This window comes from Snodgrassella alvi (assembly GCF_040741455.2).
Taxonomy (GTDB): domain Bacteria; phylum Pseudomonadota; class Gammaproteobacteria; order Burkholderiales; family Neisseriaceae; genus Snodgrassella; species Snodgrassella alvi_E.
Map to the genome: position 1 here is coordinate 110,961 of NZ_CP160328.2, position 17,927 is coordinate 128,887.

Genomic DNA, 17,927 nt, shown 5'->3' on the forward strand with positions numbered 1-17,927 from the left:
TTAAGCATTTTGTGTTGTTTTAATCATATCTTTGACTGACTGCAGGATAATTACGTGAAGTTATATCTCTTTCGAGAAGATATTGATGAATTATGTATATGAAGTGTGAAATACAAGAATTGTTTTTTGTACTAAAAGAAACATGATATTTAATATTTAATTCGATAGTTAAGTGAATGTAATACATAATATTTATGATAAATATATATAAAAAGAAAGGAGAAATGTATTTATTGTGCTTAATCAAATCCAAAATGCAATTATTGAGCGATTACATCAGGGGTTGGGATCATTAGTCACAGATATAGAAGTTTTTTTTGGTGGGCTTGAAAATAGAGATGCGTTCACCAACAAAGAAAAAAAAACATCTGTGTTATTAACTCTTAATCAAGCACATATAAAAATAAAGAGTTCTGAACGACAACGTTTCGAATTAATAGCTAATTTTTATGTAGTTTGTGTAAATAATGAGATTAATGATTCAGAATCTTTGCAGAATACCAATATCAATGACTTAATTTATGCCGTATTACGTCTGCTGAGTGGACAGAGATTAAATGAACACTTAAATAGTTTAGGTTTGCAGCCCAAATCGGTTCGTCCGGTTTTTTTTAATCCTCCTGATGCCAATAGTAAAGATTTGAATATTTATGCCATTGAATTTGAGGCAGGTTTTGATATCTATGGGCTGGAAAGTGATCAATATCCCGAATATACCAACGATGTAAGTAATCCTGACTATTTATTTAGTAAATTTAATGGTAGTCATTCCGAACCACATGCTCCATTTACTTCACTGACGGTGAATATAGAAGAAATAGAAAATTAAGTTTGGCAGGATTAAGTTCTAACTATTCATGAGAAAGAAGATGAAGGTTAAAGCAGCAGATGGTTTGCGCGTACCAAAAGAAAAACGCGTTAATTCTTATATAACAACTCAATTGGTTAACGTACCGGACACTCTCTACTACCGTCGTTTGGTGGCTGATGGCGATCTGATAATGATAACTGAAAATTTCGAAGAAAATAAAACAGGAGTGAATGAATGATAGAAAATATCCAGTTTGATACGGTGCGAAATGATATTCGTGTACCAGGACGGTATATTGAATTCAATACCCGGACAACAGTAAGAGGATTGCCCGCTAATCCGCAGAAGATGCTGCTGATTGCACCTATGCTACCAACAGGCAGACAGCCGGCATTAGCACCCGTACAATTATTTAGTGACGCCGATGCTGCTAATCTCTTTGGTGAGGGGTCATGGGCTCATTATTGTGTCAAACAGGCATTTACTAATAATCCTTATTTGGATTTAACTATTATTGGTGTAAATGATGCTGAACAAAGTATTGCTGCTAAAGCCAGCATAGCCATTACGATTGCAGATCCAGGTGCTAACTCAGGTATCCTTACGATTAATATCGGCGGTACGGAATGTCAGCTGACAGTCAATAATGGTGATACTAATGCAGAAGTTTATAACCGGTTGGCAAATATAATTAACCAAGTAAACACATTAGCTACAGCAGAGGTTGTAAGCGATAAAATTCAGTTAACCGCTAAAAATAAAGGTTCGATTGGTAATGAAATTACTTTGTCGGCATCATTTAATACAGACACATCCAGCGCCAGCAGTGTAGTGCTGGATATCAAACCATTTGAAGGTGGACAGCTTAATCCCGATATCAGTGCTGCTCTGCAGAGAGTAGCCGGTAAGCATTATCAGATTATTTGTAATGCATTTACTGATAGTCTGAATGCTAAAAAATTATCGGATCATATAGATCTGGTATCAAATGCAATTGAAAAGCGCGGCTGTATAGGTGTAATGGGCTGGCGAGGTACCCTAAGTACGGGAACAACTTTTGCTAATAACATCAACAGTGGACGTATTACTATAGCATGGTATAAAAATGCTGTAGAAGGTAATGCCATTATTGCTGCAGGCTATGCGGCTGTAATTGCCAGTGAAACTGATCCCGCCCGCCCATTAAATACTCTTGAAATAAAAGGTCTAAGTATTACGTCTGATGCCAGCTGGCCTTTATTTGCTGAGTTTAATAGTGCTTTATACAATGGTCTTTCACCGTTGCATATTGTATCTAACCGCGTACAGATTATGCGAGCAGTCTCAACATATGTAAAAAATGCAACTGGTACTGATGATCCGGCATTGTTGGATATTACTACTATCCGTACTCTTGATTATGTTCGAGATGCGATTAATCAACGCATAGCTTTACGTTTTCCACGAGAAAAACTGTCTGAACGTACACCTTTAAAAGTCCGTTCCGAAATTCTGGATGTTTTAAATCAATGTGAAAGCGCAGAAATTCTGGAACAGGTAATGGAAAATAAAGAAAAATTGATTGTACAGCGTAATCCCAGCGATCCAAATCGTTTGGATGCAGTGATACCGGCTGATGTAGTTAATGGATTGCATGTATTGGCTGCACGCGTGGATCTGTATTTATAAATTAATTATTAAAGGTGTTAATTTTTCATTAACACCTTATTAAATATAAAGGAAATTATATGGCAAATAAAACAGGTGCTAAATATGCAGGTGCGGTAATTATGGAAGTAAACGGCCGTGAAGTGGAAATTATTAGCTTTAAGCCAGAAGTAACTACCGGACGTAAGGTGGTAAAAACCATGAATAAATCCGGTAAGGTTCGTGGTTATGCGGATGGTGTGACTGAATATACCATGAGTGTTAGTGCGGCTATTCCTTTGGATGAAAGTGGCATTGATTGGGACAATATTACTAACGCCAAAATTACTATTTATCCGCGTAATGCTGATGAAGCTCGCATTAGTTATATTGGCTGTACCAGTACAAAATGCTCGGAAGAATACAGTGTAGAAAATGAAGCACGTCGTGATATTGAAATGTTTGCATTGGATAAAGTGATTGAATAATGTTAAAAGAGACTGGAAAACTGGTTTATGGTCTGGAATACAATCAGCAGATGTATTTTGATTATACTGTTAAGCCATTGACTTTGGCCGATGAACTTAAGGCACTGGAATTATTGGAGGATACTGGTTTAATCACTGATGTTCCAGATGCAGAAAAAGCGATTATTACTACTCTGGCTTATTGGGCGCAACAGTTGCATGTGCCAGGTATAGAACCAGAAAATCTAAGTGTTGAATTTCTTTTTAATAATCTGGCATCTGAAGATTATCAGTCAATTTTAACAAGTATGGAATCACTTCGGTCAAAATCGATTGCCGCTGGCCGGTCAGACCCAGCGGCATCCGAAAAAACCGAGAGCAACGAAGCTTTGAAGTAGCGCATAAAAATTATAGACAGGCATGTATATTACTGGCCAAATCATTGATTACTCCTGAAATGGTAAGCAGGATGTGTCATTCAGAAGTATCAGTGTGGATTGAGACGGTGCTGGAAAGTATGGGCATCAAAAATGATGATGATAATGTAATTATTTCTTTACGTCAGAGAAAACCAAAACATTTTCAGCCGGTTAAAGAAAGTTTGGCCGCTAATTAGCCTGATTAAATGCATAATCCCTGTCTTGTGGCTGGGATTATGCATTGATGCTGCTGAAGTCTATTCATTTCTTTCAATTCATTTAATCATTTGGAATTAATATAACTATAATTAAGAGAGAGTATTGATATGTCTTCCAATCAGGATTCGTTGGCAAAACAGCAGGCTTCTATCGTGAAAATGACAGAAGAAGTTAAAAAGCTTGAACAGCAGATAAAACGAACGGCAGCAGTTGCTATTCGGGAAAGTGAAAAGGCGGGTAAATCACAAGTTCGCATTATTCAGCAAATTCAGAGAGAACAGCAACGAACAGCTGAAGTACGTTTACGCAAGGAGTTGCGTGCTGAGCAGCAGATTCAGCGTGAAATCATCAAAAGTGGGAATGCTTATAAAAATTTTGCGGCCACAGCCAGTGCTGCGCAAAAACAGATTCAGAATGCTAGTAAGGCATCACGCAATAGTATTCGCGAATTAAATAAAGAGTTAGAAAAAAGCTCTAAAATTCAGAAAAATTCGGGGGTTTCAAAAAATTCCGGATGGAATACAGCTAAGTCTGCAGGTAGCGCTATTATTAAAGGTGGCAAAGCTGTATATGATGCTGTTAGTCCATCAATTGATGATGAAAAAAAATTACGTTCGGGTGTGTTACAAACTGCTGCTAAAGCTTATGTATCCGATAAAAGTAAATCAACTGAATGGATTAAAACTGAGGGTGTGAAAGAAATTCAGTCTTTGGTGAAAGGACTGGTTGCCTCAAATGGTGGGACTTCACAAGCTGCTCTAGATTTGATCAATGATATGTTGCAACAAAACATGACTCTTGATCAAGTTAAAGCCTCTATTCCTTATGCCCATCGTAGTATGATAAATTCATCCACTGAAGTGGGTAAATATGATCATGAAAATACGGCTAAACTGTTTAAATCTTTTGCAGATTATGGTTTAAAAAATCAAGATTATCATCAGGTTTCTGATCATATTATTGATTCAACTAAGCAGGGTAAGTTTTCGATAGCTGAGCTTAGTGGTGAGCTACCAGAATTACTATCATCTGGAAAAAAAGCTGGGTTAACAGATATTCGTGGTATTGATTATTTGATTTCTAGTTTACAAGCTACTTCTACCCATTCTGATTCGAATGAGGATGCTGGTAAGAGTGTTAAGGCTTTGCTTGGGGCTCTGGCTGATCCTAGTCTTACAGAGAAACTGAGTCGTGTTAAAGATCCTAATTCACCAAACAGACATTTAGACTGGAATAAAATAAGAGAAGAGGGTGGCAAGCAAGGCCTAAATGATGTTCAATCTTTGCTTAAGGTTTGTACTGAAATCTTAGCAAAAGATAAAAATTATCAGAATTTAAAGCAAAAAGCTGACTCTGGTGATTTGTATTCCAGTCAGCTGATGCAGGCCAGACAAGATAAGCTTCTATCATTTATACCAGAAGAGGCGAAAGATGCTGTTCATGCTAATTTAAGTAACCAGAATCTGTTACAACCGCAAACAAAATTATTTACGCAATCTGGTGAAAGTTCATCAGATAGACATGCAGCTGTTTTAGCTGCTAATCCAGAATTTCAGCAAGAAAAAAATCATGCGCTGACAACATTGGGTAGAAGTGAGGCTGTAGAACCACTTGTTGGCTTTCAAACTAAATTAACTGAATTGTCAGCGGAGTTTCCGGTACTGACTTTAGCGGTAACTGCTTTAGCTGCAGCAGCAGGCAGTGCTGCTACTGCATTGCAAACGTTGGGTTCACTATCTGGATCTGGACAGAAAAATGATATCGAGATTGATGGTGGTGACGATTTTGATAAAAAAAGAAATAAAAACAGTAAAAACAAAGGTAGTAAAACGCCATCATCTTCTAAGACAACTTTGAAATCCAGAAAATTTCCGGCAAAAATGGCTGGTAAAGTGATGGGCCGGGGTAATTTAGCTTTATCTGCTATTGGTGGTGTAGCTAATGGAATTGCAATTGCAAATGATGACAGTTTAACTGCTGAACAGAAAAAGACCGCTCAAATAAAAAATGCATCCTCAACAACGGGAAGTATGGCTGGTGCATGGGCAGGTGGAGAGATTGGTGCGGCAATCGGCACATTTATATTTCCAGGTGTGGGTACTGTTCTAGGTGGGCTAGTTGGTGGTTTGATTGGTGGCATCGGCGGCAGTATGTTGGGCGATAAAATAGGCGATAAGGTTACCCAAACCAACGAAAATGAAAATATTCATACAGTAGCAAATACATTCAGTGGACAGAGGGTGTCTTCGGATTGGCATGATGCTTATGGCGTCAATCCTACTTTGTCTAGCCAATTAAAATTGACTAGTGATAGGGAGCAGATGCTGAATGGCAATTATATGATGACATCCACAGCGATGATGATGTCGTATAAAAATATACCTGCCAATATGCATGCTGATGAAAATCAGTTGCCTGCTGGGCAATCTGTGTTGGTACAGCAGAATGAGCAATTTCAAAATGCTTTCCAGTCTATTGTACTGGAACTGGGTATACGTTTAGACAAAATAGCTACCATACTTTCGAGTCAGCAACAGGTTATACAGAATAATGTATCTTTGACGCTGGATGGGAGAGTAATCAGTAATATAGTTTCACGTAATCAAGTGGAAATGTATAACCGAGGGGGAGCACAATAATGACCATGTGGAAAAATAATCTGCAAAAAGCCAGTTATAAAAATATTGCTTTTGATGTCATTTCTATTAATGATAAAAATGAAAAATCGCTGGTAAGACATGGCCGACCTTTCGCCAATGGCTCTGATATTGAAGACTTGGGTGCACAGGGGCGGCAATGTCAGATTGCAGCTGTTTACTTTGGTTCAAGTTTTGATTCGCAGTTGATCAAGCTTCTTACTGTGCTTGAAGAACCTGGTGCTGGTACGCTGGTTCATCCGGTTTTGGGTTTGTTGCCCAATATGATTGCTGCCAGCTGGTCTTTTCGTACTGAGGCTGAAGCAGTTAATTATGTTGCACTGGATATAACGTTTTTTGAAGCCAAAGAGTCAGCACCGCTGTTTTTATTTGAAAATCAATGGTTGGTCAAATTAGAACAGATTCAGAATTCTCTTGATCAGTTTACGCAGCAGTTATTGGCATATAGCAACGTATTGTTAACGGTACGTGAGGGGGTTTCCTCTATTTGGGGGAGTAGTAATGGTGTGTTTGCTGCTTTATGTGGGCTAGCAGGGAGTGTGAGACGTTTTTTTGATCTTGATCCTTTGCTCTATCAGACTTCTAAAAATTATTCTTCAATTACTTTTAATCAGGATGTCAGGGGGCTAATTGATACTATGGCCAGCATGGTGTGTTCTGGTTTGAATAACGAAAGTAATTTTGGCACAGGTAGTTTAAGCAGCAGACAGGCTTTTGATTCGATAAGTAATCGTGTAGATATTTTGAACCAATTGCCAGAAAATATTCTTCATAATCAGAATGCGCAGGAATCTCAGGAAGCAGCAATTAATCATGTACAGAGAATTGCGGATATTCAGATGAAACCGGTTGCTCAGATTCTACAATTTCTAAGTACTGTTTATTTGGTTCAAATTACAGTTAATATCATTGAAATAAATAGTGATCATGTTACGGCTAATGAGTTGCAGCTTATTAATAATAATTTACGGCTACGTATTCAAGGTTTAATTAATAGTTTACGTGGAACTTATGATTATGCTGAAAGTATTAAAAGTATTAATGCTGCTGCTTTTTATACGCAGACGACTATTTTAATACAGATGCTGGCCAATATAGCTGCTCAGTTTAATGATTATATTTTGTCTGTCATTAATCAAAAGCCACCTATGCGTACACGTAAAGCCGAAATAAGTGGAACGATTCATCAATTGGCTTATTTACTTTACCAAGATTTAAACCGAGCTAGTGAGTTGATGCGTCTCAATCCTCATTTATGCCACCCTTCTTTTATCAAGCGTAATGACTGGATTAATTATTATGTTAAATGAAAGTGATCTGGTACCTTACCCTTATGGTAATGAAGTGGTGGTACGGGTTGGTGGTAAAGAACATAAAGATTGGCTTAGTTATGATATTGACAGTGATTTTCTAATTCCTGCAGATGCGTTCAGTTTTGTAACTAATGTGTCACAAAATCAGGGTTTATTAGCGGATTATAGTTCTTTGCAATGTGAGGTGTTGATTAATCAGCAGCTGGTCATGACAGGTATTATTGGCCATCAGAATGAAGTGATAGATAAAAATAATCACAGTATTGCTTTTAATGGCCGCGACCTTGCAGGATTACTGGTTGATTGCAGTGTGGCACAAATTAATGTCAAAGGAATGAATGTATTAAGTGCTGCACAAAAAATTGTCCAACCATGGCCGCAGATTAAAAATGTGGTTTTAAAGGCGGAAAAGAATCCGGTATTGGACAAAATTGACATAGAGCCGGGGGAAACGGCTTGGCAGGCACTGAGCAAAATTGCCTATAAAGCTGGGTTGCATGTCTGGCTTGAACCCGATGGTACGCTTGTAGTTGGAGGAGCCGATTATGCTAGTCAGCCTGTAGCTTCATTGTGTCATAGTAAAAATGACAATCGGCGTAATATTCAAAGTATTGAAATTGAGTACAGTACGGAAAATCGCTATTCGGAAGTAACGTTTCTTGGACAAAGCCATACACGCTATGCCAACTCATCTAAGCATGATCTGAAATGGGTATATAAAGATGAAACCATGACGTTATATAAACCTAAAACGGTTGTCATTGGTGATGCTGAAAATCTGGAACAGCTCAAAGTTCAGGCTAAGAAAATGCTTTCTGACTGGCGCCTTGAAGGTTTTACCTTAACTGTTACTGTTGCTGATCATAAAACCCAAAATGGTGTTTTATGGAAACCCGGGCAAAGGGTGCATGTTATCGATGAAGATCAACAGATAGATGCGATTTTTTTTATCATGGGACGGCGGTTTTCTCTTAGCCGCAGCGGAGGAACGATGACAGAACTTCGCTTAAAAGAAGATGGAATTTGGACTCCGGATGCTTATGTGAAAAAGTCTGCTGCTGCACGTTCGCGCAAAGGTAAACGTAAAGGGGTGACTAACCGGCAAGTTAATCAATTGAAACGTTAGTAATGCGTTGAAATAAATTTATAACAATAATGGGTGTATTAAATGAGTTATGTTGCAAAATTAGTTAATAAAACCCGGACAACCATTTCTAATACAACTAGTTCTGTGCGGCAGGCTTTTCGAGGCAGGTTGACACGTGTCAATGCTACTGAGCCGATTCAATCTGCACAAATTTCTGCTCTAGCTGATGAGTTGTTACAGGATGTGGAGCATATGCAGCAATTCGGTTTTACCAGTAATCCGCCGGTTGGTTCTGAAGCTATTATTTTACCGCTAAGCGGACAAACCACCCATGGCATTATTATTGGAACTGAGCATGGGGCATATCGTATAAAAGCTTTGGCTTCTGGTGAGGTGGCTGTTTATAACCAGTCTGGCGCATCTATTACATTAAAAAATGGCAGATTGATAGAAATTGACTGTGAGACTTTGAATATTAAGGCTCCAGCTGGTGTGAAAATTGAAGCAGCTGCCGGGATTAGTATTGATGCTCAGGCTGGTGTGGATATTACTGCTTGTAATGTTAGTTGTTCTCAGGAAATTACTGCTGCGGGTCAGATTAATGGAAATGGCGGATTGGAAATTAAAGGGGGGCAGGGTGCAACCTTTTCTGGCAATGTTGTTCAAACTGAAGGCAGCTTTACTACGGTAGGTGATGTTAAAGCCGATGGTATCAGTCTGACTGAACATGATCATACTGTAAGTGTAGGCAAACCTGTCTGAAATCTGCTAAAGCTGTTCAGCTTTATTTTAATGCTGTAACACAAGTAAATTATAAAAATATATAAATGGAATGATTTATGGACAGAGAAATTAATACCCGAAATGGTGATTACAGCGGACAAACAATCAATAATCTGCAAAACGCTGTTTATCTGCGTCTAATGACACCGCTGGGCAGCTATTGGGGAGATAAAAAATTGGGTTCGTTGCTTTATACATTGGAGCGTGAGAAAGATGTGCAATCTGTTAGCTTACTTGCTCAACAGTATGCACAGCAAGCATTACAGCCCATTATTGATGATGGACGTGCAACAGATATTTCTGTGACAACTTTGCAGACACATAATGGCCAGCTTCATTTGAATATACAGGTAACGGAGATGACAGGAGAAAAATTTATATTTGAATGTCCGGTTAAAGTAATCTGAAAGAATAATTAAATGGATTTTAAATATGCATAATATTCCTACCTTTGAAGAGATCCGTCAGGCTATTTTGCGTGATATGGTTTCATTAAATCCAGAAACAGATGTTTCTTCAGATAGTGATAATTATATACGTGCTAGTAGTTTGGCCAGTTGTGCCACTGGTCAGTATGCCCATCAAGCATGGATATTAAAACAGTTTTTTCCAGATACAGCAGATACAGATTATCTGGAAAGACATTGTAATCTGCGTGGCATACGCCGTAAAAATGCGACTTCGGCCAGTGGTACTGTTATCGCACATGGTATTCCGCAAGCATCAATTGATGCTGATTTGCAAATTAAATGTGGAGAACGTTTATATACGGTTTTGGAAAAAGCTTACATTAAAGAGGATGGTACTGTTGTTTTGAGCATAAGGTCGCTTGAGCCTGGTGTCATATCAAATCAACATAATAAGACAGCACAGTTTATGGCTGCTCCTGTGGGTGTATCCAGTGATCTGGTAAACCTTGATGTGACTGGTGGTACTGATGTTGAAAGTGACAATTCTTTATTAAATCGTTTGCTTGATTTATTGCGTCGTCCACCGGCAGGGGGTAATCAATATGATTATAAAGCTTGGGCTTTGAGTGTGGATGGGGTGACCAGTGCTTATGTTTATCCCTTACGCCGCGGATTAGGTACCGTCGATGTGGTTATTACCAGTGGTGATAATGTACCCAGTGATGACATAGTTAGCAAAGTACAAAATTATATTGATTCTGTGCGCCCTGTTACCGCTAAAAACAGTATGGTAGTCAAGCCTGATGTAACCAAGGTAGACATAGAAGTTAAGGTAAGCCTGTCCGGGGGGACTTTTGATAAAGCTGCTAACGATATTAAACAAGCACTACAAGAACATTTCAGCGCATTAAAACCCGGGGATAGTGTGATTGCCTCTCAGCTGGAAGCTGTAATCAGTGATGTGGCAAGCGTGACAGACCGAAAAATGACTTTGCCTAAGGGTAATCTGGTGGCTGAAACAAACAAAAAAATAGAGTGGTTTATGCTTGGTGAGGTTGATGTGGGCTTGCTATGAACTACAAAGATACCCTATTAGGATTACTACCCCCAGTCGCTTACAACCGTACCGCCACCACAATAAGAAATGCAGCCGCCGTTGATGGTGCCTGTCTGGATGAAGTCCAGAATGCTGCACACCGCAAGCTTGGCGTTATCGACCCGCGTACATCGGGCAACTACATCTTACGCTGGGAGGAAGTGCTCAATCTAGATCCTACAGGTAAGAATGGTCAGCAGAGAATACAGGCTGTCATCACGAAAATCAATGAAACAGGCGGCTTGAGTATTCCCTATTTCATGCAGATGGCTGCATCCATTGGATACGACATTACCATAACAGAACCGCAACCTTTCCGCGTCGGTATCAGCCGAGTAGGCCACAGGCTGGCACGTGAAGACATTATGTGGGTATGGTGGGTAAATATCAAAAATGCAGACAGTCGTGCAACTCGATTCCGTGCAGGTATGTCTACTGCCGGTGACAGATTAACAGCATATGGTGATGTCGTAATTGAAAGTGTTTTAAAAGATTTAAAACCGGCATTCACTAATATACGTTTTACATATAAGGATAAATAAATATGTATCCAATAGATACACAAGACGGCTTTTTTCACGATGGCGATGGTATTAGCGAACTAGGTACAGTTCTACCTGCCAGCTGGCTGAATCAGGTACAGGCTGAACTAATCGCCATCCTGACCGCAGCCGGCATCAAGCCAGAAAAGGCAAATCAGAGTCAAGTCACTGCTGCTATCAAGAAATTGATAGCAGCCAATGTTCCTGCAAGTGCCACAGATAAGGTTGCCGGCATAACTCGGATTATAGATAGTTTAGATTCGGATGATGCTTTAGCGGCTTTATCAGCACGGCAAGGTAAAGCATTGTTTGATTGCAAACTGGATAAAGATGGGGTAGCTAAAACTGCACTTTATGCAGAACTGATTGCTGCACGAAAAATCGGTGGTGTGACATTTAATGCCAAAAGTGATATTGATTTACCCGGTGTTAATATAGCAGGTAATCAGGATACTACAGGGAATGCAGATTCAGCTACTAGACTAAAAACTGCACGATTGATTAATGGCGTCCCTTTTGATGGTTCAAAGGATATAAACACGACACCTTCTGGCGCAATCATGTATTTTTCCCAGAGCATGGCTCCTACCGGCTGGTTAAAAGCAAATGGGGCGGCCTTGTCGCGGACAACATATTCAAATCTTTTTGCCGCAATAGGTACGATGTACGGATCTGGCGATGGAAATACAACATTTAATTTACCAGATTTACGTGCTGAGTTTATTCGTTCATGGGACGATGGACGCAATGTTGATGGGGGCCGGAAGTTTGGTTCATGGCAAGATAGTCAAAATCTTAGCCACATGCACAATGGCAGAACGTGGGAATCTGGAGCCCACAACCATACCGGTTGGACTCATAACAATGGCGATCACAATCATGGGGTTCCAATTAGCACTAATGGTGCTGGGTCTAATTTTGAATCAAACGGCGGCAATATCGAAAGATGGGGATCTACTAATAATTCCGGTATTCACAGCCATTATTTTGTCACTGATGTCAACGGCAATCACACCCATGATTTTGCCACCGATGTGAGCGGAGGTAATGAGGCTCGACCTCGTAACATTGCGTTATTGGCCTGTATCAAAATTTAAGGATCGATGTTATGAAAAATTATCCTTTAGAAATTCCTGTTTGTCAGCTTGATGAAAACAATTTTTTTAGGGGAATAACCAGCGCTGATTTAGACCCTCTTGAGGGAGGGGGCCATTATTTAATCCCACGCTTGTGTATTCAGACTGATGAGCCCGAACAAAAAAAAGGTTTTATTCCGCAATGGAATAATGGACAATGGGAATATATAGAAGACCATCGCGGTGAAACAGTGTATTCTAAGAATACGGGTGAAAAACAAATTATTGTTGCGGTTGGTAAATTACCTGATGATGTAACTACTTTTGCTCCAGCGCCTTTTACTGAATGGTCAGAAGAGGCCGGTGCATGGGTGGATGTGGATAATGCAGATGAATTACGTCTGCAAGATAAAAAGGAAAAAGCAGGAATAATCACCCGCAGCCAGTTTTTGACTGCGATCGAATTGCAATTCAGTAAAAATAAAAAGGAATTGCTGGATATTGCTGAGTGTGAGCTAGTCGGAGACCATTTAATCAAGGTAAGAAATGAGATATCGGAAGCTCAAAGTTTTACGCTGATGAATGATGATATGTGGGATTTTCTTACGCAAACGTTAAATATCAGCAACAAGCAGATTTTTGTGCTCTGGGATGAAGCGAAGAAAAACTATTAATTAAGATTCGAAAAATGCGCTGGGAACTCTCGGCGCATTTTAAATTAATATACCTGAAAACTTAAAAGTTTGCGCTATTATGCTTTATGTTCTGATTCTTTTTTTAATTTTATTTTAAAATTTTAATTAAACGATTGACTTAATCAGTCGTTTAATTAAAAATATTACTTTGATAAATTCTGTGAACATTTTTATGAATGAGTTTAAAGAAGCGGAGCGAGGTGATTTAACACGCCGAGTGTTGATTGATGCTGCTATTAAAGTATTTGCCCGTGATGGCTTTCATGCGGCTAGTACACGGGAGCTTGCTCATGCTGCCAATGTGAATTTGGCACTGATTAACTACTATTTCAAAGGGAAACAGGGGCTGTATTTAGCGGCTTTTGAAAAAATTACGACACAGTTAAAGAGTGAAATATCGCCAGTAGAAGACAAGATTCGCCTTTGTCTCGAGAAATATGATTGGTCGACATTGGATAAGAATGGAAGAAAGGAAATTCTTTTGCCCTTGTTGCTGGAGATGGCAAATACATTTTTAAAACTGCTGACCAGTGATAAAACCAAAGAGTGGGCGCAATTGATTATGCGTGAACAGCAGGAGCCTACAGCTGCTTTTGAATATGTGTTTTCAACCTTTATCAGGCCCATGCTGACGCAAATTATTAGATTGATAAAAGTTTTGCGTAATACTGATGAAGAGGAGGCTGCGATGATCACTTTCAGTGTTTTTGGGTTGCTAGCTGTCTGGCGGGTGGTTCGTACTGGTATTTTGAGACGAATGAACTGGACAACAATTGGTGAAGAAGAATTGCAGAAAATATTGCCAGTTGTGCATCGCAATATCATCGCGGTGGTCTTTGCCTGAGGGAGAGGGAGCATGATTAGCAGAAAACGGATATTGACTGGTGTGGTTGTCGTTATTGCTTTAATTGCGTTGTACTCAGGATGGCATTTTTATCAGGCAGCCAGACAGCCGCTGACGCTTTATGGGAATGTTGATATCCGCGAAGTTGATATGGGTTTTCGTCAGTCAGGCCGACTGTTGTCTGTAAAAGTGAAGGAGGGTGATAAGGTTAAAAAAGGGCAAATATTGGCATTGCTGGATGAAATGCCTTATCGTCATGCATTAACACAGGCTGAGGCTGAAGTGGCAAAAGCACAGGCAGAGCTGCAAAAACTTGAAGCCGGAAACAGGCAGCAGGATATAAAAGTAGCAGCTGCTGCAGTAACAAAAGCACAGGCGGTGTTGCAGCAGAGCGAAGCGGATTTAAAGCGTCAGCAGCAATTAGTCAAAGCAGGCGATGCAAGTGAAAAAACGCTTGAACAGGCACGTCGGGATCGAGATGTAGCGGTGGCTTCACTGGCTTCGGCACAGCAGACTTTATCGCTGCAAAAATCAGGTGCGAGAATTGAAGAAATTGCGGCAGCGAGGGCGCAGTTGCGGGGTGCGCAAGCAGGTTTGGCACAGGCGCGTACTGCTTTAAATGATACGGTGCTACGGGCACCAGATAATGCTGTGGTGATGAGCCGAGTGCGGGAACCGGGCAGTATGCTAAGTACGCAGGATGCGGTGTATACGCTGTCGCTGCGCAAGCCGGTATATGTTCGTGCTTATGTTGATGAACCCGCTTTGGGCAAAATTGCACAAGGGACGCGTGTTTTTATTTACACGGATTCTTCAGCTAAAGTTTATTCCGGCCAGATTGGTTTTATTTCACCGCGTGCAGAATTTACGCCTAAATCTGTTGAAACCACGGATTTGCGTACTGATTTGGTTTACCGGCTCAGAATTACTGTATTGAATGATGATGATGCGTTGAAACAGGGTATGCCGGTGACGATTCGGCTGAGCGATAAGGGAGTCTGAAATGGCGCAGAGGCCTGCGGTGGTGCTGGATAAGGTTTCGCGATGTTTTGGTGAGATCAGGGCACTGCATGATGTTAGTGCGGCTATTTATCCCGGCCGGCTCACAGGACTGGTTGGACCAGATGGCGCAGGAAAAACCACGCTAATGCGGCTGATGACTGGTTTGCTGGCACCTGCAAGTGGGCATATTAATATTGTTGGGCTGGATACAGTTCAGGATGCGGACAAAATTGCTTTTAATGTGGGTTATATGCCGCAGCGTTTTGGTTTGTATGAGGATTTGTCTGTACTGGAAAACATGAAGCTTTATGCCAGATTGCGCGGTCTGAATGCGCAGGAAAGTCAGCAAACGTTCAATAAGCTGCTGGCATTTACTCGTTTGGAACCTTTTTCGCAGCGTCTTGCAGGACAGCTTTCCGGTGGGATGAAACAGAAGCTGGGATTGGCCTGTGCGATGATGGCTGCCCCTGATATTTTATTGCTGGACGAACCTGGTGTTGGTGTAGACCCCTTAAGCCGGCAGGATTTGTGGCAGATGGTGGCAAAGCTGACTGGTGACGGGGTCGCTGTGGTATGGGCAACAGCCTATTTGGATGAGGCGGAGAAGTGTGATTCGGTACTGCTGCTAAATGAAGGCAAACTGGTATTTGATGGTAGACCATCAGACTTGACGGCCAGACTACAAGGGAGAAGTTTTGGATTAAATGGTTTTAGTGAAAACCGGCGGTCTCTTTTGAGTAGGGCTTTGAATTTGGATAGTGTCTGTGATGGCACAATTCAGGGGGCTTCTTTACGACTGGTTCTCAGACACGGTCATGATGCGAGAGAAATTGAGGCGCTGGCTGTGGAAACAGGGGGCGCGATCCGTCCGTTGGCACCCCGATTTGAAGATGCGTTTATTGATTTACTTGGTGGAGGTCCGAAAGGGACGTCGGCACTGGCGGCAAAGATGTCTTCTTTTCCTAATTTACCCGCGGCCGCTGTGGAATGTATTCATCTAACAAAAAAATTTGGGGATTTTATAGCCACAGATGATTCCAGCTTTCAGGTAAAACAAGGTGAGATTTTCGGGTTGCTTGGTCCCAATGGAGCAGGTAAATCCACCACGTTTAAAATGTTGTGTGGTTTGTTGCGTCCGAGCAGTGGACAGGCGCATGTGGCCGGACTGGATTTGCGCCATGCTACTAAAAAAGCCAAGTTGCAACTGGGCTATATGGCGCAGAAGTTTTCACTTTATGGCTTGCTGAATGTGGAGCAAAACCTGAATTTATTTGCTGGTATGTATGGTTTAAGTGGGGGCACCAAGCAGCAGCGCATTGAGGAGATGATTCAGATTTTTCAGCTGACACCTTATCTCAGACATTCACCTGATGAGTTGCCTTTAGGTTTCAAACAGCGGCTGGCATTGGCTTGTGCGCTGATGCATCGTCCGCCGGTTTTATTTCTGGATGAGCCCACTTCTGGTGTAGATCCAATTACGCGTCGGGAATTCTGGATTCATATTAACGGAATGGTGCAGAAAGGGATGACGGTGATGGTAACGACGCATTTTATGGATGAGGCAGAATATTGTGACCGTGTGGCTCTGATGTATCAGGGACGGTTGATTGCTTTGGATACACCCGACCGGTTGAAAGAAAAGGTACGTACAAGTGCAGGAGAAGAACCAACGATGGAGCAGGCATTTATCCGATTGATTGATGCGGCGGATTGTGCAAACTCTGCTGAACGTAATGGCTGTACGGAGGCCGTATGAAGCAGGGGAAAAGTGCTGTTAAGAACCGTCTTGGTGCACTTATTTATAAAGAAAGCCTACAAATTGTACGCGACCCTTCGGCAATATTCGTCGCTTTTGTATTGCCGGTTATTTTGTTGCTGCTGTTTGCTTTTGCTGTTTCGCTGGATGTGCGTAAAGTGCCGGTAGGTGTGGTACTAAGCTCAGATACGCCGACGGCACAATCGCTGGCAGCAGCTTTTTCTGGTTCACGTTACTTTACTGTTTTGCCTATGCGTCATACTCAGGAGGCAAAAGCAGCAATCATAGCCAGTAAAATTCGAGGTTATGTTGTGATTCCTGCTGACGTAGAAACTCGTTTACATATCCGTAATAATGATCTGCTGATTCAGGTGATTGCGGATGGGTCACAACCTAATACCGCAAATTTTGTTACAGCCTATGCGCAAGGGATTGCTTCGCTGTGGTTAGCTCAGCATGGTCAGAGTACTGTTTCACCGGTATCAGTCCAGCCTCGTTTCTGGTTTAATGCAGAACTGGAAAGCCGGCGTTCACTGATTCCGGGTTCTATAGCCATTATTATGACTATGATTGGTACGCTTTTGACGGCGCTGGTGGTGGCCAGAGAGTGGGAGCGCGGGACGATGGAAGGCTTGCTATCTACCCCCGCTACGATTACGGAAATACTGCTGGGCAAATTGTTGCCTTATTTTGTGCTGGGTATGCTGGCAACGCTTGGTTCGGCGCTAATGGCCGTATTTGCTTTCGATGTGCCGCTCAGGGGTAGTTGGCTGGTGCTAATGATGCTGGCTGCAGTATTTTTGATTCCGGCTCTGGGACAGGGGCTGGTGATATCGATATTAGCTAAAAATCAGTTTATTGCCGCGCAGTTGGCTGCTTTCACGGGTTTTTTGCCGGCGTTTATGTTGTCCGGTTTTCTATTTGAAATAGACAGTATGCCATGGCCGATCCGGTTGATCACTCATATTATTCCAACGCGTTATTTTGTTGAGGCGCTGCAAACGGTTTTTCTGGTAGGCAATGTTTGGTCGCTCTTATTGACCGATATGCTAGCCATGCTATTAATCGGGGCACTGTTGTTTGTTCTGGCACGAGCAAAATGTCATAAAAGTCTGGAGGGATAA

General features: G+C 41.2%; 19 protein-coding genes and 1 pseudogene. All 20 read left to right on the top strand.

The genetic code is table 11. The annotated features are described in order from the left end of the window. Window positions 1-235: 235 nt before the first annotated feature. The 20 genes and pseudogenes from ABU615_RS00475 to ABU615_RS00570 all read left to right on the top strand — a co-directional run bounded on the left by ABU615_RS00475 (window position 236) and on the right by ABU615_RS00570 (window position 17,927). Window positions 236-829 (top strand): phage protein Gp37, encoded by a 594-nt coding sequence (locus ABU615_RS00475; RefSeq protein WP_267408045.1) that lies wholly within the window; start codon window positions 236-238, stop codon window positions 827-829. 40 nt (window positions 830-869) lie between these two features. Beyond that, the gene (locus tag ABU615_RS00480; RefSeq protein ID WP_100156897.1) at window positions 870-1,049 is read left to right on the top strand and encodes a DUF2635 domain-containing protein; all 180 of its coding nucleotides are present in this window, start codon (window positions 870-872) and stop codon (window positions 1,047-1,049) included. Beyond that, complete coding sequence (locus tag ABU615_RS00485; RefSeq protein WP_370389331.1) at window positions 1,049-2,479, top strand: phage tail sheath subtilisin-like domain-containing protein; 1,431 nt, start codon at window positions 1,049-1,051, stop codon at window positions 2,477-2,479. Before ABU615_RS00480 ends, ABU615_RS00485 begins: the two co-directional genes overlap by 1 nt. A 59-nt stretch (window positions 2,480-2,538) precedes the next feature. Beyond that, window positions 2,539-2,925 (top strand): phage tail protein, encoded by a 387-nt coding sequence (locus ABU615_RS00490; protein WP_100140057.1) that lies wholly within the window; start codon window positions 2,539-2,541, stop codon window positions 2,923-2,925. Then, window positions 2,925-3,302 (top strand): hypothetical protein, encoded by a 378-nt coding sequence (locus ABU615_RS00495; protein ID WP_370388985.1) that lies wholly within the window; start codon window positions 2,925-2,927, stop codon window positions 3,300-3,302. The genes ABU615_RS00490 and ABU615_RS00495 overlap by 1 nt, the downstream gene beginning before the upstream one ends. Before the next feature lie 71 nt (window positions 3,303-3,373). Next, window positions 3,374-3,520 (top strand): hypothetical protein, encoded by a 147-nt coding sequence (locus tag ABU615_RS00500; protein ID WP_370388986.1) that lies wholly within the window; start codon window positions 3,374-3,376, stop codon window positions 3,518-3,520. A 129-nt stretch (window positions 3,521-3,649) separates the two neighbouring features. Continuing rightward, window positions 3,650-6,181, top strand: coding sequence for a hypothetical protein (locus ABU615_RS00505; protein WP_370388987.1), 2,532 nt, complete (start codon window positions 3,650-3,652; stop codon window positions 6,179-6,181). Beyond that, window positions 6,181-7,509 carry a DNA circularization protein gene (locus ABU615_RS00510; protein WP_370388988.1) on the top strand — a complete coding sequence of 443 codons (1,329 nt, stop codon included), beginning with the start codon at window positions 6,181-6,183 and terminating at the stop codon, window positions 7,507-7,509. The genes ABU615_RS00505 and ABU615_RS00510 overlap by 1 nt, the downstream gene beginning before the upstream one ends. Continuing rightward, complete coding sequence (locus ABU615_RS00515) at window positions 7,499-8,638, top strand: phage baseplate assembly protein (RefSeq protein ID WP_370388989.1); 1,140 nt, start codon at window positions 7,499-7,501, stop codon at window positions 8,636-8,638. Before ABU615_RS00510 ends, ABU615_RS00515 begins: the two co-directional genes overlap by 11 nt. Before the next feature lie 42 nt (window positions 8,639-8,680). After that, on the top strand, window positions 8,681-9,361 hold the full coding sequence (locus ABU615_RS00520) for a phage baseplate assembly protein V (RefSeq protein ID WP_100156902.1): 681 nt from the start codon (window positions 8,681-8,683) through the stop codon (window positions 9,359-9,361). Window positions 9,362-9,438: 77 nt separating this feature from the next. Further along, window positions 9,439-9,789 carry a phage GP46 family protein gene (locus ABU615_RS00525; protein WP_267408041.1) on the top strand — a complete coding sequence of 117 codons (351 nt, stop codon included), beginning with the start codon at window positions 9,439-9,441 and terminating at the stop codon, window positions 9,787-9,789. A gap of 25 nt (window positions 9,790-9,814) precedes the next feature. Continuing rightward, window positions 9,815-10,867, top strand: coding sequence for a baseplate J/gp47 family protein (locus tag ABU615_RS00530; RefSeq protein ID WP_370388990.1), 1,053 nt, complete (start codon window positions 9,815-9,817; stop codon window positions 10,865-10,867). Beyond that, complete coding sequence (locus ABU615_RS00535) at window positions 10,864-11,430, top strand: YmfQ family protein (protein WP_367488644.1); 567 nt, start codon at window positions 10,864-10,866, stop codon at window positions 11,428-11,430. The genes ABU615_RS00530 and ABU615_RS00535 overlap by 4 nt, the downstream gene beginning before the upstream one ends. A gap of 2 nt (window positions 11,431-11,432) precedes the next feature. Further along, window positions 11,433-11,618: pseudogene (locus tag ABU615_RS00540) on the top strand (phage tail protein); the annotation flags it as partial. Window positions 11,619-12,008: 390 nt separating this feature from the next. Beyond that, window positions 12,009-12,527 (top strand): phage tail protein, encoded by a 519-nt coding sequence (locus ABU615_RS00545; protein WP_370387845.1) that lies wholly within the window; start codon window positions 12,009-12,011, stop codon window positions 12,525-12,527. 11 nt (window positions 12,528-12,538) lie between these two features. Further along, on the top strand, window positions 12,539-13,180 hold the full coding sequence (locus ABU615_RS00550; protein ID WP_367488641.1) for a hypothetical protein: 642 nt from the start codon (window positions 12,539-12,541) through the stop codon (window positions 13,178-13,180). 193 nt (window positions 13,181-13,373) lie between these two features. After that, window positions 13,374-14,045, top strand: coding sequence for a CerR family C-terminal domain-containing protein (locus ABU615_RS00555; RefSeq protein ID WP_367488638.1), 672 nt, complete (start codon window positions 13,374-13,376; stop codon window positions 14,043-14,045). A gap of 12 nt (window positions 14,046-14,057) precedes the next feature. Beyond that, on the top strand, window positions 14,058-15,047 hold the full coding sequence (gene hlyD, locus ABU615_RS00560) for a secretion protein HlyD (protein ID WP_370388991.1): 990 nt from the start codon (window positions 14,058-14,060) through the stop codon (window positions 15,045-15,047). A 1-nt stretch (window position 15,048) separates the two neighbouring features. Continuing rightward, window positions 15,049-16,803: an ATP-binding cassette domain-containing protein gene (locus tag ABU615_RS00565; RefSeq protein WP_370388992.1), complete on the top strand. Its 1,755-nt coding sequence runs from the start codon at window positions 15,049-15,051 to the stop codon at window positions 16,801-16,803. Further along, window positions 16,800-17,927, top strand: coding sequence for an ABC transporter permease (locus ABU615_RS00570; RefSeq protein ID WP_367488620.1), 1,128 nt, complete (start codon window positions 16,800-16,802; stop codon window positions 17,925-17,927). The genes ABU615_RS00565 and ABU615_RS00570 overlap by 4 nt, the downstream gene beginning before the upstream one ends.